Origin of the sequence: Candidatus Aalborgicola defluviihabitans (assembly GCF_016705985.1) — a bacterium.
In the GTDB taxonomy this organism is placed as follows: domain Bacteria; phylum Pseudomonadota; class Gammaproteobacteria; order Burkholderiales; family Burkholderiaceae_C; genus Allorhodoferax; species Allorhodoferax defluviihabitans.
In genome coordinates this window covers 102,864-128,847 of record NZ_JADJKN010000008.1, presented here as the reverse complement: position 1 = coordinate 128,847, position 25,984 = coordinate 102,864, and the positions used below count along the sequence as shown (strand labels likewise).

Annotated in this window: 22 protein-coding genes; 14 read left to right on the top strand and 8 right to left on the bottom strand. The window is 58.2% G+C overall.

Annotated features, from left to right (window positions below):
• Nucleotides 1–63 precede the first annotated feature (63 nt).
• Together IPI80_RS10985 and IPI80_RS10980 are read right to left on the bottom strand one after the other, a co-directional pair.
• Nucleotides 64–1,476, bottom strand: coding sequence for a substrate-binding protein (locus IPI80_RS10985; RefSeq protein WP_413859982.1), 1,413 nt, complete (start codon nt 1,474–1,476; stop codon nt 64–66).
• A gap of 723 nt (nt 1,477–2,199) precedes the next feature.
• Nucleotides 2,200–2,643, bottom strand: coding sequence for a hemerythrin domain-containing protein (locus IPI80_RS10980; RefSeq protein WP_413859980.1), 444 nt, complete (start codon nt 2,641–2,643; stop codon nt 2,200–2,202).
• Nucleotides 2,644–3,090: 447 nt separating this feature from the next.
• Between IPI80_RS10980 and IPI80_RS10975 the strand changes: the two genes are divergently transcribed.
• From IPI80_RS10975 to IPI80_RS10930, 10 genes are all read left to right on the top strand, one after another.
• Nucleotides 3,091–3,603: a spore coat U domain-containing protein gene (locus tag IPI80_RS10975; protein ID WP_413859978.1), complete on the top strand. Its 513-nt coding sequence runs from the start codon at nt 3,091–3,093 to the stop codon at nt 3,601–3,603.
• Between the two features lie 7 nt (nt 3,604–3,610).
• On the top strand, nt 3,611–4,345 hold the full coding sequence (locus tag IPI80_RS10970) for a molecular chaperone (RefSeq protein ID WP_413859976.1): 735 nt from the start codon (nt 3,611–3,613) through the stop codon (nt 4,343–4,345).
• A gap of 25 nt (nt 4,346–4,370) precedes the next feature.
• Nucleotides 4,371–6,734: a fimbria/pilus outer membrane usher protein gene (locus IPI80_RS10965; RefSeq protein ID WP_413859974.1), complete on the top strand. Its 2,364-nt coding sequence runs from the start codon at nt 4,371–4,373 to the stop codon at nt 6,732–6,734.
• Complete coding sequence (locus IPI80_RS10960; RefSeq protein ID WP_413859972.1) at nt 6,710–7,744, top strand: spore coat U domain-containing protein; 1,035 nt, start codon at nt 6,710–6,712, stop codon at nt 7,742–7,744. The genes IPI80_RS10965 and IPI80_RS10960 overlap by 25 nt, the downstream gene beginning before the upstream one ends.
• A gap of 10 nt (nt 7,745–7,754) precedes the next feature.
• Nucleotides 7,755–8,813, top strand: a complete 1,059-nt coding sequence (locus IPI80_RS10955; RefSeq protein ID WP_413859970.1) for a spore coat U domain-containing protein — start codon at nt 7,755–7,757, stop codon at nt 8,811–8,813.
• A gap of 287 nt (nt 8,814–9,100) precedes the next feature.
• Nucleotides 9,101–11,932, top strand: a complete 2,832-nt coding sequence (gene mgtA / locus IPI80_RS10950) for a magnesium-translocating P-type ATPase (protein ID WP_413859968.1) — start codon at nt 9,101–9,103, stop codon at nt 11,930–11,932.
• A 78-nt stretch (nt 11,933–12,010) separates the two neighbouring features.
• Nucleotides 12,011–12,703: a VIT family protein gene (locus IPI80_RS10945; protein ID WP_413859966.1), complete on the top strand. Its 693-nt coding sequence runs from the start codon at nt 12,011–12,013 to the stop codon at nt 12,701–12,703.
• A gap of 190 nt (nt 12,704–12,893) precedes the next feature.
• The gene (locus IPI80_RS10940; RefSeq protein WP_413859964.1) at nt 12,894–13,685 is read left to right on the top strand and encodes a M15 family metallopeptidase; all 792 of its coding nucleotides are present in this window, start codon (nt 12,894–12,896) and stop codon (nt 13,683–13,685) included.
• A gap of 28 nt (nt 13,686–13,713) precedes the next feature.
• Entirely contained in the window at nt 13,714–14,136 is a 423-nt protein-coding gene (locus tag IPI80_RS10935; protein ID WP_413859962.1) for a sugar dehydrogenase complex small subunit, read from the top strand.
• Nucleotides 14,137–14,145: 9 nt separating this feature from the next.
• On the top strand, nt 14,146–15,762 hold the full coding sequence (locus tag IPI80_RS10930) for a GMC family oxidoreductase (protein ID WP_413859960.1): 1,617 nt from the start codon (nt 14,146–14,148) through the stop codon (nt 15,760–15,762).
• Between the two features lie 185 nt (nt 15,763–15,947).
• Here the strand turns inward: IPI80_RS10930 and IPI80_RS10925 are convergent, their stop codons facing one another.
• From IPI80_RS10925 to IPI80_RS10915, 3 genes are read right to left on the bottom strand one after another with little or no spacing between them, the layout of a single operon-like run.
• The gene (locus tag IPI80_RS10925) at nt 15,948–16,541 is read right to left on the bottom strand and encodes a DUF1579 domain-containing protein (protein ID WP_413859958.1); all 594 of its coding nucleotides are present in this window, start codon (nt 16,539–16,541) and stop codon (nt 15,948–15,950) included.
• A 16-nt stretch (nt 16,542–16,557) separates the two neighbouring features.
• Nucleotides 16,558–16,881, bottom strand: coding sequence for a transcriptional regulator (locus tag IPI80_RS10920; RefSeq protein ID WP_413859956.1), 324 nt, complete (start codon nt 16,879–16,881; stop codon nt 16,558–16,560).
• A gap of 1 nt (nt 16,882) precedes the next feature.
• Nucleotides 16,883–17,446: a hypothetical protein gene (locus IPI80_RS10915; protein WP_413859954.1), complete on the bottom strand. Its 564-nt coding sequence runs from the start codon at nt 17,444–17,446 to the stop codon at nt 16,883–16,885.
• Nucleotides 17,447–17,639: 193 nt separating this feature from the next.
• Between IPI80_RS10915 and IPI80_RS10910 the strand changes: the two genes are divergently transcribed.
• From IPI80_RS10910 to IPI80_RS10900, 3 genes are all read left to right on the top strand, one after another.
• Nucleotides 17,640–20,285, top strand: a complete 2,646-nt coding sequence (locus tag IPI80_RS10910) for an ATP-binding protein (RefSeq protein WP_413859952.1) — start codon at nt 17,640–17,642, stop codon at nt 20,283–20,285.
• A 34-nt stretch (nt 20,286–20,319) separates the two neighbouring features.
• Nucleotides 20,320–21,513, top strand: coding sequence for an EAL domain-containing protein (locus tag IPI80_RS10905; RefSeq protein ID WP_413859950.1), 1,194 nt, complete (start codon nt 20,320–20,322; stop codon nt 21,511–21,513).
• Between the two features lie 433 nt (nt 21,514–21,946).
• On the top strand, nt 21,947–22,411 hold the full coding sequence (locus IPI80_RS10900) for a M1 family aminopeptidase (RefSeq protein ID WP_413859948.1): 465 nt from the start codon (nt 21,947–21,949) through the stop codon (nt 22,409–22,411).
• Here the strand turns inward: IPI80_RS10900 and IPI80_RS10895 are convergent.
• Nucleotides 22,408–22,986, bottom strand: a complete 579-nt coding sequence (locus IPI80_RS10895) for a cysteine hydrolase family protein (RefSeq protein ID WP_413859946.1) — start codon at nt 22,984–22,986, stop codon at nt 22,408–22,410. The two genes, IPI80_RS10900 and IPI80_RS10895, sit on opposite strands and share 4 nt — an antisense overlap.
• Nucleotides 22,987–23,191: 205 nt before the next feature.
• On the opposite strand from IPI80_RS10895, the gene IPI80_RS10890 reads away from it, so the two are divergent.
• Nucleotides 23,192–23,461, top strand: coding sequence for a hypothetical protein (locus IPI80_RS10890; protein WP_413859944.1), 270 nt, complete (start codon nt 23,192–23,194; stop codon nt 23,459–23,461).
• A 22-nt stretch (nt 23,462–23,483) separates the two neighbouring features.
• Here IPI80_RS10890 and IPI80_RS10885 read toward each other — a convergent pair whose 3' ends face one another.
• Both IPI80_RS10885 and fumC read right to left on the bottom strand, forming a co-directional pair.
• On the bottom strand, nt 23,484–24,446 hold the full coding sequence (locus IPI80_RS10885; protein ID WP_413859942.1) for a DUF6920 family protein: 963 nt from the start codon (nt 24,444–24,446) through the stop codon (nt 23,484–23,486).
• A 16-nt stretch (nt 24,447–24,462) separates the two neighbouring features.
• On the bottom strand, nt 24,463–25,866 hold the full coding sequence (fumC, locus tag IPI80_RS10880) for a class II fumarate hydratase (protein WP_413859940.1): 1,404 nt from the start codon (nt 25,864–25,866) through the stop codon (nt 24,463–24,465).
• Nucleotides 25,867–25,984: the final 118 nt, after the last annotated feature.

Below are 25,984 nucleotides of genomic sequence, written 5' to 3'. Positions count from 1 at the left end.
CAGGCAGACATGCCGCTGGCGCCCCCACAGCACCATGGCTGAAGGAGCAAACCAGCATCCCGCTTAGGTGTAGTCGCCCAACTTGCAACCGAAGGCGTTTGCCGGCTGGATGACCTTGGCGCCATCAACGACTTCGACAACTTCCCAGAAGTCCTCTGGGTTCTTCATGTCCTTCTTGGCCTTGCCGCGCACGATGACCACAGGGTGCAGGTACTGGTGGTCTTCCTTGCGGTAAGCGAAATCGCCCAGCAGCGACGGAATGACTTCACCCTTTTCCCACTCTTTGATGACATCGGGTGGGTAGAAGGTGCCTGCCTGGGTGACCATGCGAGCCCAGTGGGCGAAGCTGACATAGGCGTTTTCTGCGCCCCATTCCGGGCGATAGCCGAATTTTTTCTGGAATGCATCAACGAACATCTTGGCAAGTGGGTATTTGTCTTCCAGCGTCCACCAGAAATCGGTGGCCGCAAACACCCCTTCACTGATATCGACGCCAGCTTCCTTCGCAAAGAATGGGATCTGGTAGGGCAGGACCAAGGTCATCTTGGGCAACAAGCCAAACTGTTTGGCCTGCTGGCTCGACAACACAGCATCCCGCCCCCAATTGACGTTAATGAGGAAATCGGCGCCCGAATTGGCAATATTGGTCAGGTATTGGCTGAAATCCTGCGTTCCCAAAGGGGAAACCTGATTGGTCACCATGGTCCATCCGGCTTCTTTGACCAGATAATCCGCGACCGATTGCGTCGTGGTGTGGCCATAGGTATAGTCCGGCGTCATGAAGGCGGCCTTGCGGTTCTTGCCGAAATTCTTCACCAATATCGGGCCGATGGCATTGGCCGCCATTTCCCCGAAAAACCCCTGCCGGAACCCGTAACGCACACAATCCTTGCCAGTGGTGTCGTTGGAACCGGAAATTCCTGGCATGTAGAGGATTTTTTCGCGCTGGGCAAACTTGTTCATTGCCACCGCCACTGCGGAAGAAGTGGAACCGGTCATCAGCACGACCTTGTTCTTGGCGATGAAAGTCTGCTCTGACTGCAGTGCCTGGTTGGGCTTTGCAGCCGAATCGGCAGAAACAAGCGCTACCTTCTTGCCCAGCACGCCGTTATTCACCTTGGGCGCCAGCTTTTTCATCAGCGGGTGGTTGGTGTTCATGTGCTCAACCGCTAGTTCCCAGCCCTTGAGTTCGTCCGCGCCCTGTACGGCATAGGTGCCGGTCAGAGGAACGGCAGCACCCAGATACACCGTATCTCCCTTGGACCCTTCAGGCCAAGTACCCATGGCGGGCTGGTCGGCAGCAAAAGCCCAACGTACACCACCGAAAGTCGTTAGCAGAGTGGCCCCTGCTACGTTCGCACCGAGATGCAAAGCATTTCGGCGCGAAATAATAGCCTTTGCTTCGTTATGAGATTTAGAGTCCGACATGTGTTTCCTCTTAAATTGTTGCAAACCCGGTATCACCCAGAATTTCAACCGATAGTTAACAAACCTTTGCGGTAATGGAAATCAACCGACGATCGGGTCAGCCCGAAATCGATCAAAACTACAAAGGGCACGTCATTAAAAATAATGGCTTTGTGTTTCATGCGAAACAGGTACAAATTTATCATCGACAGAAGCACCATCACAGAGTGGAAAACCCTAGTTTTTAAGGCAAAAAAATGATGCCATTCGTCAGACACATGTAAGGCAAAAAAACAAGTTAATGATGGCGGCAGAGGTGTGCTGCCAACGCCTATGAATTTTTTTGAACCCATTCCCTAGTTGTCACCGTGTGGCGAGATGTCTGCCACGTACGTTGTCGGGGCTTCGCTCTGGAGCCAGTTGCGCGCACCGGATCGCCCTTGATAAAAACGTTGTGTGCCAAGACCACCCCGAAGCCATCGAGGTAACGTTTTTTGCGGCAGAGGAGGGCTTCACTGTCTCTCGTCAAATGTGTACGACTGGTTCTCCAAATCGCAGGTTGCACGCCTAACGACACGAAGACCGCTGCTGACAAAGTTGGCGTGACCGAGTCTGACCGTGCCATTGCCGATGGTCGCGACGAAGGCATGCGCAGCAAACGAAATCAAATGGACCCACATGCTATCATTTCAATAGCTGCCTGTGTAATCCATTCGAGGGCTGCACGGCCTTTTGTCAAACACTTTGCGTACGGAGGCGGTGTAATTCTTGGGAAATACGGACTGGAAAAAATCAATGAAGCGATTGGTACAGGGGGTACAGATCAGACTCCTCGCGGCGGATCCGGTCGCCCAGCAGCAGCCCAATATCATGCAAGGACGAGCGGACTTGCGCAAAATCGATTGCGTCGTCGGGGGTGGCGATAGAGGTTTCCACAAATCGGAGGGCAGCGTCTCCGATTCCCCCACTTTCTTTCTTGTAGGCATTCACCCGTTGGAAGTTCGTCTGGTTGTCCAGCACTTTCAACTCCTGGCGCAAGTAGGTGTAGACACTGATCGCTTCTTCCAGAAAATGAGGAACCAGAAGTGCCTTGAATTCCTGCAGTGCAGATTTAAACGCGGGCGCATCGTCGGCTTCAGACGCTTGCTTGAGCGAGCCAAAGGCCTGCAGCAAGAGCCGATGCTCCCCGCGGAGTTTATCGATCAGAGCGGAATGGTGTGAAATACCTGCTGGCATAGCGCATTCTTCAGGGGAAATGTATGTGCCTGGCGCGGCAAAGGAACCACACCCTGAGTCCTGTTGAATAGGCAGCTAAAGGATAGATTACTCGACCGGATGAGGCTAAGTATGGCACCGAAAAGTACCCTGAAAAATCGCCCTTACCTTGCTGGGGTTTTCCGAAGTCCCAAGAATTTTGTCCTCCCGCCGGCGCAGTTGCTTGAAGTTGGCCAATACTTCAGTGCCAAATTTGGCATTGCAAACTTGCAACCCACCACCTATAGATCACTGGAAATTGGTTGTGGCAACCTAAAAAAATGGTCCTCAAATAATAGGAGGGTATTTGTTCGCATGTATGATCATGCCGAAAGTTGTACAAATTGTTACATTGTTCGCAATAAAGAACGTATTCTGTAACAACTGTGCTTCGATTTCACCCCCAACCTCACCGGAAAATTTTATAATATGTCGTTCAAGAAAACCCTGCTTGCTATTGCTGCATTGTCCTTCGTTGGTGTGGCTGGTGCCGCCACCGCCACCTCTTCGTTTAATGTCAAGTTGACGGTCAACGGTACCTGCGCGATCAAGGTTGCCCCAATCGATATCGATCTGGGTACGGTACTTGCGGGCGACGCTGTCACACCGGCTAGCACTGTTATTAACGTGAACTGCTCAAAGGGCACAGCGTTCACCGTCGGATTGACCCCTTCAAATAGTTCCACAGTGGGCGCTGGCGCCATGGCTGGCCCAGCCCCTTCGACGCCGATTGCCTACCAACTCCACCAAACCACTGCAGCGGGTGCGGTATGGGGTAATGTGACAGGTGCAGGCGCTAACGTAATGTCTGGTGTTGGCCTTGGCATGGGTGTACCACAAATTGTGCCGTTCATAGCCTTCGCTTCAGTTGCTGCTGGGGCGACAGACGCTGTGACCTTGGGCGCTTACACCGACCTGGTCACTGTGACCGTCACTTACTGATCTAGTCGTGCGCTTTCGTCCTGCTGCCTTGCTGGCTAGCCTTTGGCTGGCCGTTGGTGTAGCCTCAGCCAGCGGACTGCAAGTCTCGCCAATTTCCCTTACGCTGACGGCCAGTCAGAGCGCTGAAGGTTTGTGGCTCAGCAACACCGAAGACAAGGCAATCAATGCCCAAGTGCGGGTGTACCGCTGGACGCAAGAGGGCGGCGAGGATAAACTCACGCCCACGCGTGGTCTGGTCATCAGCCCGCCCATGCTGCAACTGGCTGCTGGTGACCGGCAACTGGTACGAGTCATTCGCCTGGGCGCGCCACCCAGCGGTCCGGGAGCTGTGCAAGAGGCCTACCGCATGATCATCGACGAGTTGCCGGTGGACGCGGCTGGCAACAAAGGTTTGCAGTTCGTGCTGCGCTATTCGGTGCCTGTGTTTATCGAGCCAGGCGGCCTGCCAGCTGCGCCTGCGCAACTGAGTTGGGCCATTCGTTCTGATGGCGACAGAGCCATGCTGGAGGTTGCCAACAGCGGCGGCATCCATGCGCAGCTTGCCAATTTAACTTTTATTGACGCGGCTGGCCACCGCACCGAACTCACTCCTGGCCTGCTGGGCTATGTGCTGCCCGGCGCGCAAATGCGTTGGGCCCTTAAGCCTGCCGCCAAGGTATTTGCTGGCGGCGGCACGCTAGAGACCCTGATCAATGGCCAATCCGTTCAGCAAAACATTTCACTGGCCGACGCTCCTCGCTAAAACCTTGCTGATTCCTGGGGGGCTGATGCCCCTCATGGCTCAGGTCGCCCACGCTGCGGCAGCCGAAGGCACGCAAGCAGGAGAGAGCCCCGCAGGTCTGGTACTGATTGCCGCCGCGGACATCAGCGCCGGAAACCTCGCCGGCGCAAGCGGCAACGACCTTTATCTTGATGTCAAGCTCAACGGCATGCCCAGGGGCCTCATGCACTTCGGTTGGCGCGACGACGAACTGTGGGCCAGCGCCTCGGCTCTGCAGCAGCTGGGTTTTGTGCTGCCGGCTGGCACCACCGACCCGGTCCGTCTGAACAGCCTGACCGGCTTGCGCGTGACCTATGACGCGCGGCGTCAGCAGGTGGCCCTTATGGCGCCGCTGTCGCTGCTCAAGCTGGCTACCACGCAACTCACAACGCCAGGCATCGCCGCGCAGCCTGCTACTGCATCACCCGGCCTGTTGCTGAACTTCGACTTGTATGGCGCGAGTGCCCAGCAAGGTGCCGCCAGCCTGAGCGCGTTTACCGAGGTACGCGCCTTTAGTAGCGCTGGTGTCATCAGCAGCACCGCCTTGACGCAGGCCATCCGCAGCGACGCCAGTGACTGGCAAAACACCACCACCACGCGGCTCGATACGACCTGGAGCCAGTCGTACCAAGACCAGATGCTGACACTGCGCGTGGGCGACACGCTCACCGGCTCGCTGCCTTGGACGCGCGCCACGCGCATTGGCGGCGTGCAGCTATCGACCAATTTTGCACTGCAACCCTACCGCACCACGGCGCCGCTGCCGTCGTTTATCGGCGCTGCCACCTTGCCTTCGGACGTGGAGCTTTACGTCAATGGCCTACGCCAGTACAGCGGCAAAGTGCCTGCCGGGCCGTTTCAACTCAACACCATTCCCAACATCACTGGCTCGGGCAACGCGCAAGTGGTGGTGACCGATGCCCTGGGGCAATCCACCACGCTCAGTTTTTCAATATATGACACGCAGCAGCTGCTGCAAAAGGGCCTCTCCGACTGGACCGTTGACCTGGGCGTGGTGCGCAACAACTATGGACTGCGCTCCTTTGACTACGGCAGTGACCCCGCCGCCAGCGGTACCTGGCGCTACGGTTTAACTGACAGCATTACGCTTGAGACACACGCCGAGGCTACGCGTGACCTGACAACAGCTGGTGCGGGCGGCGTCTGGCAGCTGGGCGCGGCTGGCATGGTATCGGGCGCTGCGTCGCACAGCGTGCACGACGCGCAACAGGGCTCGCAGCTCAATTTGGGTTACAGCTGGCGCAATGACCGCTTCAATTTTGGACTCAACGCCACCGGCACGCAAGGCGACTACCTCGATGTGGCTTCGCAATACGGCACGCTGCCGGCGGTCGGAACCGGCAGTGCGGTGATGGGCTACAACGCACCAAACATTGGCAACGTGGGTGTGAGCTATTTGTACTTGCGCTACCCCGATCAGTCGGCCACGCGCTATGCCACGGCTTACTGGTTCAAGTCTATCGGTCGCGCAACGTCGCTGAACCTGAGCGTCAACCAGAACCTGGACACGCGCAGCGAAAGCAATATTTTCTTTGGTATCAATGTGGCGCTGGACAGTAACGTCTCGTTGAGCGGCGGTATGCAGCGCGACCAGAGCCGCAGTATTTACACGGCCGACGCCGGCAGCTCAGCGCCCAGCGGGGGCGGCATCGGCTGGCGCGCTGGGTTGCGCCAGGGTGAGGGCCAAAATGGTGGACAGGCACAGGTGGACTACCTTGGGCGCTATGGGCGCGTAGGCGCGGGCATCAGCGCGTTTGGCGACAGCCGCTACACCTATGCCAGCGCCAATGGTGGCCTGGTGCTGATGGGCGGGCAGACTTTCGCTACGCGCCGCGTGGACGACGCCTTTGCAGTGGTGTCGACCGACGGCATTGCCGGCGTACCGGTCAAACTTGAAAACCGCCCCATCGGTAACACGGACAGCAAAGGCATGCTGTTGGTCACGCCGTTGCGCGCCTACCAGAACAATCAGTTGGCAATCGACCCAATGCGGCTGCCATCTGATGTGCGCATTGACCGCGTCAAAGCGTTGGCCACGCCTACTGACCGCGCTGGTACGCTGGTGCGCTTTGGCGTCACCCCCGTGCGCGCAGCCCTGATTACGCTGGTGGATGCCGTCGGCAAACCGCTACCGTTAGGCAGCTTGGTGCGCGTTCAGGGCAGCGACGGCCTGCAACCCGTGCTGGTTGGTTTTGACGGTGAAACTTACGTCGATACGCTGAACCTGCAGAATGTGCTGGACGTACAAACGCCGGCCGGGACTTGCCGTGTCAGCTTTGACTATCCCAAGCAGGGCAAGGGTATTGCGCAGATTGGCCCACTGCAATGTTTCACAGAGTCTGCGCGGTGAATATTTCATCTCGTCCATTTGTCGCGTGGACGATCTGGCTGCTAGGCGCAGTCTTTTCGGTACTGGGCAGTACTTCGGTGCATGCGCAAATCAGCTGCACGCCGTCCATGAGTGACCTCGTTTTCGGTACCGTTGATCCGTTGTCCAGCCTGACCAATGCAACTGCCACGCTGACCTTTAACTGCACCAATAGCAATAACAATTCGCGCGCCGCGACGCTGTGCTTCAGCATCGGCGAACCGGGCGGCGCCCAGACCAATCCCCGTCGGTTGAGCAGCGGAGCGAACTTTCTCAACTTCCAGCTCTACAGAGATTCGACCTATTCCACCGTTTGGGGCAGCACCTTCTTTGGCTCCAATACCCCGTTACAGGTCAATGTGACGGTCCCCGGCAAGAGCTCTGTCTCCGTTCCCGGTTCGGCCACTATGTACGGTCGGGTGTTGGCTGGCCAGACCAGCGCCGTTCCGGGCGCCTACACCCGCATTTATCAGAGCGGCGACACCGCTTTGAGGATCAACCAGAACAATAACAACACCGCTCCCGGAAGTTGTGGTAACACAGTGGGTGGTGCCTTTCCTTTTGATGTGAGCGCGACTGTCATCAAAAGCTGTACGGTGACTGCAGGTGCTGCATCCGACATCCAGATTGGTCCAGCCAGCGGCGTACCAGTGGACGCGGTCAACAGTTCTGGCACCAACAGCATCGGCGTGACCTGTTCGGGTGGAACCGCGTACTTCATTGGACTGAAACCCTCGAACAACAACACGGCTGGCTTGGGCGCCATGTCGGGCACCGGCGCGAATACCGACAAAGTGCCCTATCAGCTCAGGTCGGTCAGCGCTTCGGGGCCAATTTGGGGCAATACCGCCACTGCCACCTCCGTCGGCAATGGCGTGGCCGGTATTGGCACGGGCGTGGCGCAGTCGGTTCCTGTTTTTGCTGTCGCTCCCAGCGCCAACTTCACACCCGACAACTACTCCGACATCGTCACGGTCACCGTCAACTACTGATCCAATCCCCATGCAGCAGCCGTCCAATGTGTGCCCGGTGACCTATTTGCGTCAAACACCACAGCTGCTTGTGCCCCTGCTTGCCTGTTGCCTGCTATGGGCCATGCCAGTACAAAAGGTGCATGCAGCCGTTGTATGCACTGCAACCATGACTGATGTGAACTTCGGTAGTGTGGATCTGGTTGCGGGAGTGGGTTTGACTAGTAGTGGGACGCTGAACTACACCTGTACCAATGACGCTACCACCGCTACCAACGTTCGCGTGTGTTTCAACATTGGCGATGGCAATGAGAGTCTGGGGTTTTTCAATCCACGACGAATGAAGAGCGGAGCAAACATTCTGCAATTTCAAATTTTTCATACTTCAGGAAGCATTATTTGGGGCTCTACGGGCAATGGTACGGTGCCACTACCCTTCACCGCCAATTTTTCGATTCCTAGAAGAAGCGGCGGTGTCAACGGAAGTGTCTCGGGCTCGACCACCATGACCGGACAGGTGCTCAACGGGCAGGGTGCTGCCCCAGTTGGCAATTACCAGGATTTTTTCTCGGCCGCGGGCGGGCATACCTCGATCTCGTGGTCAGATGGTGGCACTGCGCCGACCAATTGCACGGGCACGACAAACGGAAACTTTCAGTTCACGGTCAAAGCTGCGGTTATTAAAAGTTGCACCGTCTCGGCCGGTGCTGCATCCGACATCCAGATTGGTCCAGCCAGCGGCGTACCAGTGGACGCGGTCAACAGTTCTGGCACCAACAGCATCGGCGTGACCTGTTCGGGTGGAACCGCGTACTTCATTGGACTGAAACCCTCGAACAACAACACGGCTGGCTTGGGCGCCATGTCGGGCACCGGCGCGAATACCGACAAAGTGCCCTATCAGCTCAGGTCGGTCAGCGCTTCGGGGCCAATTTGGGGCAATACCGCCACTGCCACCTCCGTCGGCAATGGCGTGGCCGGTATTGGCACGGGCGTGGCGCAGTCGGTTCCTGTTTTTGCTGTCGCTCCCAGCGCCAACTTCACACCCGACAACTACTCCGACATCGTCACAGTCATCGTTAACTACTGAAGTGCATTTGGACAGTGCCATAAACGCACTGAGAATTCGTTTGCAGGAGCCCTTGCATAAAATCGCCAAGGCATTTGCAATGCAAAAGGGAATTTTGATCAAGTAGCTGGTCAGTACGGCGCACCCCGAAAGCCCCTTGGCCCCACTGCAAGTCGTGGCAAGAATGTGCGGCAAGCGACATACACGGCGCGTCGTCGATGGTATCGTGGCTGGATGAAATGTTGCCTTCATCCGATCTACCGCAGTGAGCTGCGGCACAGTGCGCGCCCGATCGTTAGAAGGTGACCATGCACAAGCTTCTTACCCAGGGTTTTAGTAGTTTTCTGCGCCGACGGCGCACGAAACGGCACTTCGAGCGCCGACCGCTGCCGGGCTTGATGTCCACGCCGATAGGGGTGGCTGGCAGGAATGCGGGTGCGAAGGTTCCTGTTCCGCAGACCTCTGCCGCCGTGGGTCAAGACCTGCTGGCAGCCGCTGTTGGTGAACCCGCTGCTGCCCTTGCGCTACTCCAATCACAGATCGACGGATTGGCCACTGCGGAGGCGGCACGCCGTTTGACGCGTGACGGCCCCAACGAAATTCAGCACGAGCCGCCACTGCCCGCGTGGTTGCACTTGTGGCATTGCTACCTGAACCCTTTTAATGTGCTGTTGACCGCGTTGGCGGTGCTGTCCTTCCTGAGTGCGGATGCCAAGGCCACGGTGGTGATTGGCGCCATGGTGGCTTTGAGCACCGTTATCCGTTTTGTTCAAGAAGGCCGCTCACACCGCGCGGCTGAAAGTCTGCGCGCGATGGTCAGCAACACGGCCACGGTGATCCGCCGCGAGCCTGGCGCGCCCGCCACCGGTGAGGCAGGCAAACCGCAGGAGATTGCGCTGCGCGAACTGGTGGCCGGCGACATTGTGAGTTTGTCTGCGGGCGACATGATCCCCGCTGACTGCCGCATCCTGAAAGCGCGCGACCTGTTCGTCGCCCAGTCGGCGATGACGGGGGAATCTCTGCCGGTCGAGAAGTTTGTGCAATCCAAACAGGCCGGTGACGCGGCCGAACCATCCAGTGGGCTACTGGCCCAGCGCAACCTGCTGTTCATGGGCACCAACGTCGTCTCGGGTACGGCCCAGGCGCTGGTGGTGGCCACTGGCGGGCGAAGCTACTTTGGCACGCTGGCGGCCCATGCCGCAGCCTCCGAGACCACGCCCAACGCTTTTCAGGCGGGGGTGAACAGCGTGAGCTGGCTACTGATCCGTTTTGCCGCCGTGATGGTGCCGATCGTCTTTCTTGTCAACGGTTTCACCAAGGGCGACTGGTTGGAGGCATTTCTGTTTGCGCTCTCGGTGGCCGTTGGCCTGACGCCCGAGATGCTGCCGATGATCGTCACCAGCACCTTGGCCAAGGGGGCCGTGCTGCTGTCTCGAAAAAAGGTGGTTGTCAAGCGGCTGGATGCCATCCAGAACTTCGGCGCGATGGACATTCTGTGCACCGACAAAACCGGTACGCTGACGCAAGACAAGATCGCCCTGGCGCGCCACGCCGACGCCTACGGCCAAGACACCGACGAGGTGCTGAACTTTGCCTATCTCAACAGTTTCTACCAAACCGGACTGAAAAATCTGCTCGACCATGCCGTGCTGGACCATGTCGAGCTCGCCACCGAGCTGAAGCTCAAAGACGCCTACCGCAAGATTGACGAGATTCCTTTCGATTTTGAGCGCCGGCGCATGTCAGTGGTGGTGGCCACACTCGAAGGCGGGCAGGAGCAGCACCACGAGCTGATCTGCAAGGGCGCGGTGGAAGAGGTGCTGGCCATCTGCACCCATGTGCGCACCCAGGATTCGCTTGATGCCAGCCTGGACGGCGAGCGGGTAATGCCCACACTGCCTTTGGATGCCGCGATGCTGGCGCGTACCAAGGCCGTTACTGCCGGCCTGAATGCCGAAGGGCTACGCGTGGTGGCGGTGGCGGTGAAAACGCTGCCGCCCGACCAGGCGGTGTACTCGGTGGCCGACGAATCGGGCCTGACGCTGATCGGCTACATAGCCTTTCTTGACCCGCCCAAAGAGTCTGCCGCACCCGCCTTGAAGAAGCTGGCGGCGCATGGCATCACCGTCAAGGTGCTGACAGGCGATAACGATCTGGTGACGGCGCAGGTCTGCCGCCAGGTGGGCTTGCCTAGTGCTGCTGGTGACAAGGTGATGCTCGGCTCGGACGTTGAGGCGCTGAGCGACGCGGCGCTGCAGGCGGTGGCGCTCTCGCACAACATCTTCGCCAAGCTGACGCCCTTGCACAAAGAGCGCATCGTTCGAGCGTTGCGTGCCAGCGGGCACGTGGTGGGCTTCATGGGCGACGGCATCAACGATGCACCAGCGCTGCGTGCGGCGGACATTGGTATCAGCGTGGACAGTGCGGTCGACATCGCCAAGGAGGCGGCCGACATCATCCTGCTGGAGAAAAGCCTGTTGGTCCTGATTGAGGGCGTGGTGGAAGGCCGCACCACCTTCTGCAACATGCTGAAATACATCCGCATGACTGCCAGTTCCAACTTTGGCAATGTGCTCTCGGTGTTGGTGGCCAGCGCATTCCTGCCATTTTTGCCCATGCTGCCGCTGCAGTTGCTGGTGCAAAACCTGCTGTACGACATTGGCCAGACCGGCATCCCATTTGACAACGTAGACCCGGAACTGGTCACCCAGCCGCTGAAGTGGAACCCGGCCGACATTGGTCGCTTCATGGTCTTCTTCGGGCCGATCAGCTCGCTGTTTGACATCATCACCTTTGCCATGATGTGGTGGGTTTTCAGTGCCAACAGCGTGGCGCAGCAAGGGCTGTTCCAGTCAGGGTGGTTTGTGGTGGGTCTGCTAACGCAGACGCTGGTGGTGCACATGGTGCGCACGCCCAAGATACCGTTTGTGCAAAGCCGTGCCGCCGCGCCTTTGATGGTGATGACGCTGGCCATCATGGCTGTGGGCCTGTGGCTACCGCTGGGGCCGCTGGCAAGCTACTTCAAGCTGCAGGCGCTGCCACTGGCCTACTACGGTTGGCTGGTGGCGATCTTAGTCGGCTACAGTGTGCTCACTACGCTGATGAAGCGCCTGTACATCCGGCGCTTCGGCTGGCAGTGAGGGACGTACGTTGTCGCACGAGCCGCGTGACGAGTTACCGTAGCCATAACGTTTTAAACACACACCAGGACATTCATCGTGAAACACCGTGCTGAAAATCATCGAAGCGACCGTATCGGCTGGTTGCGCGCTGCGGTGCTTGGTGCCAATGACGGCATTGTGTCCACCGCCAGCCTGGTGCTGGGCGTGGCGGCTGCTGGTGCAGACCATCGCACTTTGCTGTTGACAAGCGTCTCCGGTTTGATTGCCGGAGCCATGTCGATGGCAGCAGGCGAATTCGTTTCGGTCCATTCGCAGGCGGATACCGAGAACGCCGACTTGGCGCGCGAGCGGGCTGAGCTGAAGTCTGACCCGGCGGGTGAGCAGCGTGAGCTGGCGGGCATCTACGTGGGTCGTGGCCTGGACCGTCCCTTGGCGGATCAGGTGGCCAAGCAACTGATGGCGCATGACGCGATCGGCGCGCACGCACGCGACGAACTGGGTTTCTCTCCTACCACCGCTGCGCGACCGATCCAGGCTGCGCTGGCCTCGGCGGCCAGCTTTTCAGTAGGCGCAGTGCTGCCGATTGGCGTCGTGCTGGCGGTGGAGCCTACGAACCTGATCATCTGGGTCTCGGTCACTTCACTGGTGTTCCTGGCTGGGTTGGGCGCAGTATCGGCGCGGGCCGGCGGCGCGAACATGGGCAAGGGTGCCTGGCGCGTCGCGTTCTGGGGTGCCATTGCGATGGCTGTCACCGCCGGTGCGGGGGCATTGTTCGGGGCGGTGGCTTGAGCGCCCATGCAGGTATCTTGTGCACTTTTTGAAATTTCATAAAAGGATAGATATGCGAGCGAATCACCGAGTACCGGGAGTGTTGCAGCGTACACGGGCGCTTTGGATTGTCTGCATCGCAGTAATCGCATTGGTCGCGTGCGCTGTGCCGGGGTCGCCACCATCAGTGCCTGCAGCTGCCAATCGGGCCATGCCCGCCGGTTTTGTACATTTGGCAGCGTTGGCGCCCGACGTCATTCAGGACATGCGTTACCACGGCCCCGATAATTTTGTTGGCCGCCCGGTTGCCGCCTATGAAACCGCGACGTGCATCCTGAGTGAACCCGCCGCTCGCGCCCTGCAGGCGGCCCAAGCCGAACTGCGTCCGCAGGGCATGACGCTGAAGGTGTTTGACTGTTACCGCCCCCAAGCGGCAGTAGACGACTTTGTGAGATGGGGTCGCGACCTGTCAGACCAAAAAACCAAATCGGTGTTTTATCCGGATGTGCCCAAAGAAGAACTGTTTCAGCGCGGCTACATTGCTGAAAAATCTGGCCACAGCCGTGGCAGCACGGTCGACCTGACCGCCGTGGTGCTGAACGCGCAGCGTGCCAGCCAAATCGTGCGTGGACCACTGGCCGACGGCATGGATGTAGACATGGGTACGCCGTTCGACTGGTTTGGCATGCAATCGCACACCGACAACCCTACACTGTCACCCGACATTCAGCACAACCGCCACTGGCTGCGCGCCCTGCTGCAACGCCACGGATTTCGCAATTTGCCTGAGGAGTGGTGGCACTACACGCTGCAGCCTGAGCCGTACCCCGAGCGCTACTTCAACTTCAGCGTGCGCTTAATCACCACAGGGTCAGCCTATGTTTTTCGACTACACCAGCAGCCGCGCCGCATTGCGCGGCTCGCACATGGCACTGGTGGGTATGGTGGTGCTGACCGGTTTGGCACTGCTGCATGTGAGCACTGCGGAGCGTGCCTGAGTTAGTTTTGATGAGACGGATGAAGGAACTGCCATGACGATTCGTCGACGCACTATTTTGCTTTCCACTGTAGCGACGGCCACCGCCGGATGGCCCCAGCTGGGCGTTGCACAGGCGGCTGGGCCGGTGGGTGATTTTCTGGCGTTGTCTGCGCGCCTGACGGGGTTTCCGGTTTCGGCTCTGAGCGCTGGCGTCGGTGCAATGTTGCTGAAATCGTTTCAGGCGCAAGGTGCACAGCCGGGGCCGGGCCAACTCGCTGCGAACACGACACGGAGCCCGGCACTAGACGCAGAAATCATTGCCGCCTGGTATAGCGGTGTGAGCCAAACAGCGGCTGGCCCGGTGGTTGTCACACATGACGAAGCACTGGTCTGGCACAGCGCAGATTTTCTGCACCCCCCCGGCCAATGCGGCGGTGCATTTGGCTACTGGTCCAACCCTCCAGCCACGGCGTGAGCAACTGATATGACAACTCCCTTTTCTGCAGATGTTCTTGTCGTGGGCTCTGGCGTTGCCGGTGCGCTGGTCGCTGCCAAGCTGGCCGCCACCGGTGTGAAGGTCTGCATCATGGAGGCCGGTGCGCCGGTAAACCGCACCGAAGCCGTGCAGACCTACTGGAAGGCACTGATCAAGGTGCCGGAGTCTGCCTACCCACCCGTGCCGCAAGCCATGCACCCGCTGACGCACGAGCCCAAGGGCTGGTACCAGCAAAGCGGGCCAGATTTGTTCAAGAGCACGTATTTGAAACTGGTGGGCGGTACGACGTGGCATTGGCTGGGCACCTGTTTGCGCCTGTTGCCATCCGACTTTGCGCTGCACACACGCTATGGTCGCGGGTTAGATTGGCCGATTTCCTACGCGCAGCTGGAGCCGTTTTATGGTCAGGCTGAACAGGAGCTCGGCGTGTCGGGTGATGATGCGGACGACCTCGGTTCACCGCGCAGCAGCGCTTTTCCGATGGCCAAAATTCCGCCGTCTTACCTGGACACCGTGATGGGCCGGGCATTGGAAGACAGTCCGTATCAGGTCCGGTCAACACCGCAAGCTCGCAATTCCGAATTTCGTGATGAACGCATGGCCTGCTGCGGCAGTTCCAGTTGCATCCCGGTGTGCCCGGTGCAGGCAAAATACGACGCCACAGTGCATGTGGGTAAAGCGGTTGCGGCGGGTGCGGTGCTGCTAGAGCGCAGTACGGCGGTGCAGTTGGATGTCGGTCCCGACGGACTTATTTCGTCTGTGCGCTTTCGGCGCTGGGACAATAGCGAAGGGGTGTTTCGCGCTAGGGTGGTCGTGCTGGCCTGCAACGCCATTGAGACACCGCGCCTGCTGCTGGCCTCAAAGAATCCGGCCATGCCCAACGGTGTTGCCAACAGCTCCGACCAGGTCGGTCGCAACCTGATGGATCACCCCGTGCAGCTTTCCTGGGCCTTGTCCAAAGAGCCGGTGTATCCCTACCGGGGTCCGCTCTCTACCTCGGGCATTGAAAACCTGCGCGACGGCGCGTTTCGCCAGCAGCGCAGTGCCTTCCGCATTGAAATCGGCAACGATGGATGGTCATGGCCAACAGGCGCCCCTGGCAGCACCGCTGCAGACTTCGCAAAGCAAGGGCTGCAGGGCCAGGCCATCAAGACGGCCACGGCAGATGCGGCTTCGCGTCATATGCGCATCGCCTCCCTGATGGAGCAAGAGCCCGACCCGGACAATCGCGTGAGCCTGGACAAGAGCGCACGGGACATGTACGGCGTGCCACTGCCGCACATTGCGTATAGCGTCAGTGAGTATGTGAAGAATGGCATGGTGGAGGCCCGCCGCGCCCACACGGACATTTTCGCGCGCATGCAGGCGACCGGGCTTGAGCATGCACCGACCTTTTTCGGCGCCGGTCACATCATGGGCACGACGCGCATGGGTGCAGACCCCCGGACCTCCGTCGTAGATGCATCCTTGTGCAGCCATGATCACCGCAATTTGTTCATGGTCGGTGCGGGGGTATTTCCAACCACCGGAACGGCCAATCCGACCTTGACGATTGCTGCTCTCAGCCTGCGCGCGGTGAGCGCCATACAAGACAGCCTGCGCTGACTCAGTTGATCGCTCACAACCCTATTGAGCCATTCGCGCCAAACCTCCGGATTTGTATCCCTGCTTTTGCACAACCTGCTGTGGCATCTGAGCTCTTTACTTAAATGCTATGGTGTTTGTAGCAACAAATTGAATGGAGACGAGGGCTAGAGCCAATATTCACTCACACCCCGTGGCAAGATCAACTATTTGGGACCTAGGCCCCCCGCGCCGGGCCAGGCGCTGGGGCCGACACGGGTCAGGTTCATCTCGAAGGTCTGGTGTGGTGGTTTACCTTCGGCCAAATATTCCCCAATTTCCTTGTAGGTGTCGCCCTTTACAACGGCCGTATATCGAATGGTCGCGTTAGGCCCGGCTGGGATGGTCCAAACGTATCCATCTGGCTTGGGTGTCAGTACGAATTCGCCCTGATGTCCCTGCGCCCAAGAGGTCAGCGTCCACGTTTTGGTCGTGGGATCGAACGCCAACACACCAAAGGCGTTAAACCCGGTGCTGCCATCTGCGTTGTAGCCGCGCCCTTCGATCAGCTTGATGGAGCCGTCCAGCAACGGGCCAATGCGCTCGGTTTGGGTAATGTCATGGCGCTTACCGTCGCGTCCCAGCGTCCAGGCACTGCCGCGCCATTCGCCATCCATAAAGGCCATGGTTTTGAGTGCGTCCTTCTGCGCGTTGAGCGTGGCCGCTAGGTCAGGCCCACCCTGTGCATAAGCGCTCGGTAGCGCCAAGCAGGCCTGTAGAACGAAGCCAATGCAGCCGAGAACAAACGAGTTTTTTTTCATGACAAGTCTCCGTGGGTTAAAGAAGGGGCAAGGAAACGGGTTCAGGGGGAGGTACCGTCCAAAATACTCCGCAGCTGTTCGACATAGACCGCAAACCCGCGCCGGCCCTGGCGGGTGAGTTGTATCCGGGTACGCGGTTTTTGCCAACAAAGTCTTTTTCAATGGCCACATGACCCGCAGTTTTCAGCGTGCCCAAGTGGGCACCGAGGTTGCCGTCGGTAGCACCCACAATGGCCTTGAGGGCTACGAAGTCAATAAACTCGCCGTCGGGGCAGGCATTGAGTGCAGCCATAATTTTGAGGCGTATTGGTTGGTGGATGACGCTGTCGAGTTCAGCCATGTCATGCGCGACGCAGCCAGAAACCCACGGCAACGAGTCCGCCACCGCCGGCCATGCCCATCCACAGGTTAAATTGGGCGTCAGCCCAGAAAAACGCAGCCAGTGCAATACATGCCACCAGGCCCCCAATCACTACCAGCCGCCAGCCGGCCCAAATGCCAAACAGCGCATAGGCTGCGGCAAAAACCAGGGTGATAAACGTGGCCACCTGTTGCCCGGACTGCGGCGCAAGCACCGAAAAACTGGCCGCAACAAAGGCTGCCACCACGGCCACGGCGGCCATGAGCCGCCAAGCGCCATGGTGGCGGGCTGTGATCGGACGGGCCCGCATGATGCGCCATGAGCCAAGTATGCCGATGACATCACTGACGCTCCAGATCACACCCATGTGGTTTGGATAGAAATTGCACAGCCCATAAGCCAAGGCCCAGCAGCAGCCCCACAGGATAAAAAAAGGCGCAGCGCGGCGATACCGGAGCAGGATTGCGCTGTGGCGGCTGGCATCTTCGATTGACCGGAGCGCTGCACCGGCTTGTTCGGGGGTGATGGTCATGTGGTCTGGCATGGTTGGCAAATCATATGCTCTATTGGACAGAGTACTCTATTTTATTTCTTAGGCGCCTGCCTGACCATCCCAAAGCAGCGAAAAGCTATCTCTATCATCGTGCCGCACTCAATTTTGAGGCCCTGGCGGATAACACCGTGGACGGCAAAATTTGGATGTACTATGGGCTCCACGGTTCACGATCGGAGTCACCATGGCAGCACCTGTCACGAGGTACGTGGCCCACATAGGCTTCGCGCTTGCGATGCTGGTGATTCTAGTTATGGGCGGGACGCTCTATGCAGTGAGCCAAAGCCAATTGGAGTCCTCGCGGTGGGGCAACCATAGTCAAGAAGTGTTGCGCGCTTTGACCGACATCGATGCCTCAGTCAGTGCGGCGGAATCTGCGCAACGCGGCTACCTTCTGTCGGGCAACGAAATATTCTTGACCGAACGCGATCGCACCATCGGCAAAGCCAACACCTCAGTGCAATTTGTCAAGAAGATGACAATGGATAACGCCAAGCAACGCGGCAAGATGCCATTGCTGGAGGACATGGTCGCCAAGCGGTTTGCGATCATGCATGACGATGCCGGGCTGCGGCGCATCCAGGGCCAGGCAGTGGATCAGACGACTGCCGTGTCCGACATCGGCAAACAGACCACGGAGAAGGTCTTTGAAATAACCGAAGCACTGCGCCAGGAGGAGCTTGACCTGTTGAAGTTGCGCCATGCAACTGCGGAACATCTTCAGGACATCACTTTGTTCGTGCTGCTAGGCAGCACGTTGATCGGCATGCTGGTCCTGATTCCGGGATACCTGGGTTTTTCTCACCAAGCACGTGTGCGCGCGCAGATCGAAAACAGGCTGCGAGCGATGGCCGACAGTCTGCCTGGTGCCATGTACCAGTTGCGGCAATCCCCATCTGATCTGTCAGAGATCACTTTTTCCAGTGTCAATCTACGCAGTGTCCATGGGATCGCGGCGAGCCATGGCACGGAGGATACGCCGGGATGGGATGAGATTGTGGGTGCCATTGACGACCGAGACAAAACGGACTTCCTCGCAACTTTAGACGATGCCAAGAAGAACCTTTCTGCTTTTCAACACGATTACCGGGTCAAGCGTGGCGACAACACCGACAAGTGGCTGCACCAGGAAGCTTCACTTCAGCGGGAAAGCGATGGCAGTATCGTCATGAACGTGTATGTGGCCGACATTACCGGGAAAAAACGAATGGAATTGGCATTGCAGGAAGCCAAGGAAGCGTCCGATTCGGCGAGCCGCGCCAAGAGTACGTTTCTTGCGACCATGAGCCATGAAATTCGAACACCCATGAACGGTGTCCTCGGAATGCTGGAGTTGCTGAGCCTGACTCGGCTCGATGCCGAGCAATACACGTCGCTGGCCATTGTGCGCATGTCCAGTAAGTCCTTGCTGCGCATCATTGATGACGTCCTGGATTTTTCAAAGATTGAGGCCGGCAGGATGGAAGTTCGCCCTGAAGTGGTATCGATCGAGGATCTGATCGGAGATGTTCACAACATCTTTTCAGGAAACGCCAGCAGCCTTGGCTTGTTGATCAAGCGCAATGTAGACCCGCATATCAGCCCTGCCGTGTGGGTAGACCCCACGAGGCTGCGTCAAATTCTCAACAACTTCGTCAGCAATGCACTCAAATTCACGTCGCAAGGCGTCATCGAGGTCAAGGCAGAACTGATCGATCAGGCGAACAACTCTGAGCGTGTGCGATTTTCGGTGGTGGACAAGGGCATCGGAATTTCGGAAGAAGACCAAAAGCGCTTGTTTCAGCCTTTTATCCAGATCGAAAACAAGGTGGCCCCACGGATGGGTGGTACCGGATTGGGCCTTACGATCTGTCGACGGCTCGCTGATCTGATGGGCGGTTCGGTCGAAATGCAAAGCGAGCTTGGCAAAGGCACGACCATGTTTCTCACACTGTGGTTGCCGACGGCTGATGCCAAGGACTTGCCAGGCCGCGATAGCCGTGCCGACCGCGATTGGCTTAGCACTACAACAAGTATGCGGCGTGCCGCGCCCAATGCGAAACAGGCACAAGCGGAGGGAACCTTGGTGCTGGTGGCCGACGACCACTCCACCAACCGGGCCGTACTGATGCGCCAGGTGCATGCGCTGGGTTATGCGGCCGAGAGCGCCGTGCACGGGGTCGACGCCTTGGAAAAATGGAAGTCGGGGCGCTATGGACTGTTAATCACTGATTGCAACATGCCGGAAATGGACGGCTACGATTTAACCCGCCGAATCCGTGAGATTGAAGCCAGTACCGGCAAGGCCCGCACTCCCATCATCGCCTGTACCGCCAATGCATTGGACGGCGAAAACGAAAAATGCATGGCAGCCGGGATGGACGACTATATGGTCAAGCCCGTCGAGTTATCCGAGATTTTGAAGAAGCTCGATCAGTGGCTTCCCATACCGCACGAACATGGACCATCTGAGGGAATCGTTGGTAAACCAACGTACGCGACGGTGGGCAATGGCGTGTTTGATCCAACGGTGTTGGTAGCCGTTGCCGGTGGAGATGCTGCAGACGAACGCCATATACTCAAGGACTTTCGGCGTGCTGCCGTTGAAGACATTGCCCTGCTAAGACTCGCGGTTGAGAACAGCGATATGGCCCAGTTGACTATTGCTGCGCATCGGATCAAGGGTGCCAGCGCAATGGTGGGCGCCATCGGACTGGCAGCCGTCGGCGAGCGCTTGGATAAGGCCAGTCGAGCCAATGATTGGACGACAGTCCTGGGCAACATGGGTGCGTTTGACAAGGAGTGGGAAAAGCTCAATGCCTTCCTCACGAATGTGATAGAGCAGACTTAAAATTGGGCAGATAAAAAATAGTGAGGAGGGAGCGATGGCAATCGCGAGGTTGAACTTTCTGGTTGTTGAAGACCATGACTTTCAGCGAAAAATGCTGGTCAGAATCCTGCACGGAATTGGCGCAAACGCGATCTATGAAGCGAAGGATGGTGTGGGCGCTTTGGCAATTCTGCAGGAGCCCGGCAAGCCCGTCGACATTATCATCAGCGACCTGGACATGCCAGGCATGGATGGAATGGCCTTTGTTCGCAACTTGGGGGAAAGTGGCGTTCGCGTCTCCATTATTCTCGCCAGCGCGCTCGATCGCAATCTGCTTGCATCCATTCAAACCATGGCAGAAGCCTACGGGATCAATTTGTTGGGTGTGCTGGAAAAGCCCCTTACGCCTGACAAGTTGCTCCCCATCATCGCACGGCACAGCATACTTGCGAGCCAGCTACCGCACCGCACAAGCCCAGTGTTTACTTTGGAGGAAATACTTGCAGGGCTGAGGGATGGCGAATTCGAGCCGTACTACCAACCCAAGATCGAAATGGCGACCCGCCGAGTCTCAGGCGCCGAATCGCTGGCGCGATGGAACCACCGTCAATACGGGCTAGTTGCACCTTGCGACTTCATTCCAACGCTTGAGCTGCAAGGAAAGATCGGTACGCTGACCGAGACCATGGTCGAGAAGACTGCAGCATTTCGCCGGACCTGGGCGGCCCACGGCATAGACGGATCCGTCTCCATCAACCTGTCGATTCGATCCCTGGTGGATGTGCGCACCGCCGATCATGTGATCGAACTCGTACGCGCACACCATGTCGAACCGCGCGATGTCGTGGTGGAGGTGACAGAGTCGGCATTGACCACAGATGTGGGCCATACGCTGGAAAACCTTGCACGATTGCGCATGAAAGGATTCGGCTTGTCGATTGACGACTACGGAACGGGCTACTCTTCCATGCAGCAACTCATCCGCATTGCGTTTACCGAGCTCAAGATTGATCAGTCGTTTGTGGCCAATGCGAGCAGACAAGAATCCGCCAGAGTCATACTGGAAGCCAGCCTGGGAATGGCCAGGAAACTCAATATCTGCTCCGTTGCCGAAGGAGTGGGAACCCAAGCGGACTGGGACATGTTGCGGCAGTTGGACTGCCATACCGTGCAGGGGTACCTGATTGCCCGACCGATGCCTTCCGAGGAATATCTGGACTGGGTAAAGGATTGGAATAGATCCATCTGAGTTTTGGGGCAATACAGTAATCGCATGGTTGGAGGGTTTGATTGTTCCCACGCCCAACATGTCGCCTGCTCTTCAACTACCTGCCGGGGTTTGTAATTACTATCAATTCAGTAGCTGCCAACGTAATGGATACGAGGGCTAGCGGCCAATTTTATCAACAAAAGTTTTAGTGCCCATTTTGGCTGATCCTAATCACCCTGCCAACCTAGCTGGCCGCGTAAAGGTCCAGAGCGTAGCCTGGCTCCAGAATCCAGACACTGTGCGCGTGCAGCCGCTATGAAATGCTTTGCCAGAGTCGTGAAGCTGTTGGTGGCTCTGCTGCTCTTGCCCGTGTCGGCTTGGGCGCAACAGGGCTGGAGCGTTCAGCACTTTGCGCTGCAACTGCAACCCCGGTTTGAAACCAAGACCATTGTCGGCAGCCTGCAGGTGGTAGGTGGCTACAGCGTTTTCAACCAGCCAGTGGACTCCCTGCCCGGATGCCCCCTCGGTGCGCGCCAGTTTGATGCTGGCCCTGGTTTTGCCATCCCAATTGGTCAGTGTGGGCAATGGCAATCCGCGTGCGCCGTTGCAGCAGCCAGCCGACGATGAACAGATCGAAGCTGCACCGACCAAATACAAAGGCCTCAAAGACGCCGGCTTGGACCGCCCACTGGTGTTTCCTGACTGGGATGCCCCAACTGCAGCCGACCGTTCACTGGTCTACGACAAGGGCACACTGGTCGTCCACGAACTGCGCAAGCTGATGGGAGAAGAACGATTCTGGAAGGGGTTTGCCCGCTACACACGCACGCACTGGGGCCAATCGGTTGAAACTGCAGACTTCCAGCGGGCTATGGAGGCATCCAGCGGTATGGACCTAAGCGCCTTCTTCCGACGCTGGGTTTACTTGCAGGACTAAAGCCGCTTACCCCCTTCACCGTAAAACTCAACGGCCTCAGCCGCGACCGTAGTGTTCTTGCGGCCCGGGTAGCTCAGCCAGGTCATTGCAATGTTCAGGTCCTCGACCAAGGTTGCGGCTTCAAGCTTCATGCCATTCTCCAGCTCCAGGGTCTTGGTGGTATGGGCGTCCTTGATCAGGGTCAGGTCGTATCCGCGTTCCAACGCGCCGTAGGCCGTTGCACGGATACACCAGTTGGTGGCGCAGCCTGCCAGGACGATATGGGTGACACCCAGCTTGGCCAATTCTTCGTCTAGCGGTGTGTGTTCGAAACAAGAGTTGAACTGCTTGTGGAGTAACCGCTCATCCGCGGCGGGTATCAATTCGGGTACCCACTGCCAACCGGGGCTGTCTTTAACTAGATCGTCATCCGCATGCTGCACCCAGACTATTGGCACTTTTTGGGCGCGCGCGCGTTTGACGGATAACGCCACATTACCAATGACGCGGGGTGCTTCCCACGCACCCTTGACGACGTTGACCTGCACGTCAACGACGAGCAGAACAGACTTGTTACCACTGCGAATGCTTGCCATGGTGATGTACCTCCCAGTAAATAGTTGAAAGTATGGCTTGCAAGTGTGCGTTACAGCACAGTGTTTTAGCGCGCCAGCGTGCACCATGGGGTCTATTGGATCACGCCATGGGTAGCCAAAAAGTTCTAATTAAATTGGCCTATAGCCCTCGTGGAATATACGTAGATAGCTATAAAAATAATAGTAAATGATTGAGGAGAATTCCATGTTAACGATACCGTTCAAAGCTACCGAAGAATCCCCTTGGTTTGCGTTTGCTGGCTCGCTGGTTGTGGTGGGCATGCTGGTACTTTTCTATTCGGTTGTCAGTGGTGCGGTGCAAGCTGGCGAGTTGCGGCGGCAGGCCCAGGCAAGCCAAACTACGGCGACGTTGCGCTGCAATGCCTTGCCAAACTGGAGCGATAAAAATGATTGCCTAAAGGAAATGGGTACGAAGGTGTCTGCGCAACAGTCACCCCTGTTTGCATCCAGATAGCCGTGAACTGGGCCTGCCCTGTCTAGCGCGGCATGTCGTAAACCAGCTTGGCGATCGTGCCGCGCCAGTAGGGCAAGCGACCTCTGGGTGTCAGCCAGGCCACTTCCCCCTCTTGCGGCACCCGCATGCCGTCGTGCTCCGCATAATTGAACAAGCGCACTTCCCAGGGCATGGGCACCATTGCACCGTTGAGCAGGGCGCTGCGCTCTGTGCTGCTGATGCGTTCTACAAAGCCAACCGCATCAAATGCGAACAACAGGCTTACCGTCAGTGGGCCATCGGTCAATGTGGCCTTGGCAGAATGTGCATCGACAGCCTCCCACTGCACGCCTTGGCTGGGCAGCAAGGCCGTGGGGTACCACACGCTCTCGGCGAAATAGCGGATCAGCTCGCCGCGCGCAATGTCAGTATTGCCTTCGCTGCTGCCCACATCCACCAGTCCCAACACCGAAGGCTGCAAGCTGCCAACGCCGGCCACATAGGCGTCCACTACGCGCACCGTGATTCCGGGCGACACCGTGATGGCCGCGTCCCACACAAAGCCCGGACGCTTGGTCGCCACCCGTTGGCGTGCAGTAAATGGCTCCCACTGAGGGGTCTGGGGATCGCTGCTGCGGTTGAAGCTGCCGGTCTGCTCCAGATAGAGCCCGCGCACAATAGGCTGGTTTGGGTTCAACGCCAGCGACAGGTATCGACGCACCACGGGCGGCAAGTTCTTCAATTCTTCGTCGTCGTAGCGCTGGGAATGCGTTTGCGGTGTAGCAGCCGCTAGCGCCTGCATGCGCGCATCGATATTGCGGCTCCAACGTGCGTTGCCACTTAGCCCCACGATCAAGGACACCACCGCCAGAGCGACAACCCCGCGCACTATCCACTTCAGCGCAGCCCACTTTCTTTGGGGATGTGCGGGTGTGTAGCTGGGCACCACAAAGTCGGCCAAGACTGGATTAGAGGTGGTTTTCGGCAATTCGCTGTCTATCGTCATGTTTGTGTGGTTCTGTTTAAACCATATTTTGCGGTGCCACCCAGGCATCAAAATCCGTGCCACTGACCGTCCCCAACGCCAGCGCCGCCTCGCGCAGCGTCGTGCCGTGCTGGTGTGCATACTTGGCAATTTCAGCCGCCTTGTCGTAGCCGATATGCGGGTTCAGTGCCGTCACCAACATCAATGAATTTTCCACCAGTGCGGCAATGCGTGTGCGGTCAGGCTCCAGCCCTTGTGCGCAATGGTGGTCGAAGCTGGTCATGGAATCACACAGCAGGCGCACGCTTTGCAGGAAGTTATGGATGATCAGGGGCTTGAACACATTCAGCTCAAAGTTGCCCATGGCGCCACCGATGCCCAACGCCACGTCGTTGCCCATTACCTGGCAACACACCATGGTGAGTGCCTCGCATTGGGTAGGGTTGACCTTGCCGGGCATGATGGAGCTGCCGGGTTCATTCTCAGGCAGCCGTAACTCGCCCAAACCGCCGCGTGGACCGCTGGCCAGCCAGCGCACATCGTTGGCGATCTTCATCAAGGCAACGGCCAAGGTCTTCAAGGCACCATGGGCACTGACCAATGCGTCGTGTGCGGCCAACGCTGCAAAGCGGTTGTCGGCGCAACGCAATGCCAAGCCGGATTCCTGCGCCAGCCGCTGTGCCACGCGCGCGCCGAATTCGGGATGGGTATTAAGCCCCGTGCCTACGGCGGTGCCGCCCACGGCCAGCTCCAGCAGGGCATCCAGGCTGCGTTCTATGCACGCCTGTCCGTGCACCAGTTGTGCGACCCAGCCCGACATTTCCTGGCCCAAGGTAATAGGCGTGGCGTCTTGCAAATGGGTGCGCCCCATTTTAACGATGGTGGCAAATGCTTCAGCCTTGGCAGTCAGCGTAGATTGCAGCGCGCCCAGCGCCGGCAACAGGTCGTGAGTGAGTCCGGCAAGCGCGGCGACGTGCATGGCAGTGGGAAAAATATCGTTGGACGACTGGCCCATGTTGACGTGGTCGTTGGGGTGGACCAGGCGGTCCATGCCGCGTTGGCCGCCTAGTATCTCGGAGGCGCGATTGGCCAGCACCTCGTTCATATTCATATTGGTTTGCGTGCCGGAGCCCGTTTGCCAGATGGACAGCGGGAAGGCGTGCGCATGCTGGCCTGCCAGCACCTCATCTGCAGCCTGAACAATGGCATTGGCAATCGCTGTATCCAATAAACCCAGCTCACTGTTCACATGCGCGGCAGCGCGCTTGGTACTTGCCAGTGCGTACAGTAGCGCCTGCGGCATGCGCTCGGTGGAGATCGCAAAATGCAGTAGCGAGCGCTGGGTTTGTGCGCCCCACAGTGCGTCGTTACTGACGGCTATCTCGCCCATGGAATCGTGTTCCATGCGCTGGTCTTGGCTGGCGGTTGAGGCTGTAGTCATGGTAGGCGGTATTCCTTCTGCTCTTTAGGCAACCGCTAAACCGTAAACGCATTGCGCCGGTTGGGTGGTTGTTCCGATTTTGGCAAATCTTCCAGCAGACCGCCAGCTGCGCATTTGG

What these genes read in the sequence shown, in the direction of transcription:
- IPI80_RS10980 (WP_413859980.1), bottom strand. Translation starts at nt 2,643, where the DNA reads ATGCCAGCAGGTATTTCACACCATTCCGCTCTGATCGATAAACTCCGC.
- IPI80_RS10975 (WP_413859978.1), top strand. Translation starts at nt 3,091, where the DNA reads ATGTCGTTCAAGAAAACCCTGCTTGCTATTGCTGCATTGTCCTTCGTT.
- IPI80_RS10965 (WP_413859974.1), top strand. Translation starts at nt 4,371, where the DNA reads ATGCCCCTCATGGCTCAGGTCGCCCACGCTGCGGCAGCCGAAGGCACG.
- IPI80_RS10960 (WP_413859972.1), top strand. Translation starts at nt 6,710, where the DNA reads ATGTTTCACAGAGTCTGCGCGGTGAATATTTCATCTCGTCCATTTGTC.
- IPI80_RS10955 (WP_413859970.1), top strand. Translation starts at nt 7,755, where the DNA reads ATGCAGCAGCCGTCCAATGTGTGCCCGGTGACCTATTTGCGTCAAACA.
- mgtA (WP_413859968.1), top strand. Translation starts at nt 9,101, where the DNA reads ATGCACAAGCTTCTTACCCAGGGTTTTAGTAGTTTTCTGCGCCGACGG.
- IPI80_RS10940 (WP_413859964.1), top strand. Translation starts at nt 12,894, where the DNA reads ATGCCCGCCGGTTTTGTACATTTGGCAGCGTTGGCGCCCGACGTCATT.
- IPI80_RS10935 (WP_413859962.1), top strand. Translation starts at nt 13,714, where the DNA reads ATGACGATTCGTCGACGCACTATTTTGCTTTCCACTGTAGCGACGGCC.
- IPI80_RS10930 (WP_413859960.1), top strand. Translation starts at nt 14,146, where the DNA reads ATGACAACTCCCTTTTCTGCAGATGTTCTTGTCGTGGGCTCTGGCGTT.
- IPI80_RS10925 (WP_413859958.1), bottom strand. Translation starts at nt 16,541, where the DNA reads ATGAAAAAAAACTCGTTTGTTCTCGGCTGCATTGGCTTCGTTCTACAG.
- IPI80_RS10920 (WP_413859956.1), bottom strand. Translation starts at nt 16,881, where the DNA reads ATGGCTGAACTCGACAGCGTCATCCACCAACCAATACGCCTCAAAATT.
- IPI80_RS10915 (WP_413859954.1), bottom strand. Translation starts at nt 17,446, where the DNA reads ATGCCAGACCACATGACCATCACCCCCGAACAAGCCGGTGCAGCGCTC.
- IPI80_RS10910 (WP_413859952.1), top strand. Translation starts at nt 17,640, where the DNA reads ATGGCAGCACCTGTCACGAGGTACGTGGCCCACATAGGCTTCGCGCTT.
- IPI80_RS10905 (WP_413859950.1), top strand. Translation starts at nt 20,320, where the DNA reads ATGGCAATCGCGAGGTTGAACTTTCTGGTTGTTGAAGACCATGACTTT.
- IPI80_RS10895 (WP_413859946.1), bottom strand. Translation starts at nt 22,986, where the DNA reads ATGGCAAGCATTCGCAGTGGTAACAAGTCTGTTCTGCTCGTCGTTGAC.
- IPI80_RS10890 (WP_413859944.1), top strand. Translation starts at nt 23,192, where the DNA reads ATGTTAACGATACCGTTCAAAGCTACCGAAGAATCCCCTTGGTTTGCG.
- IPI80_RS10885 (WP_413859942.1), bottom strand. Translation starts at nt 24,446, where the DNA reads ATGACGATAGACAGCGAATTGCCGAAAACCACCTCTAATCCAGTCTTG.
- fumC (WP_413859940.1), bottom strand. Translation starts at nt 25,866, where the DNA reads ATGACTACAGCCTCAACCGCCAGCCAAGACCAGCGCATGGAACACGAT.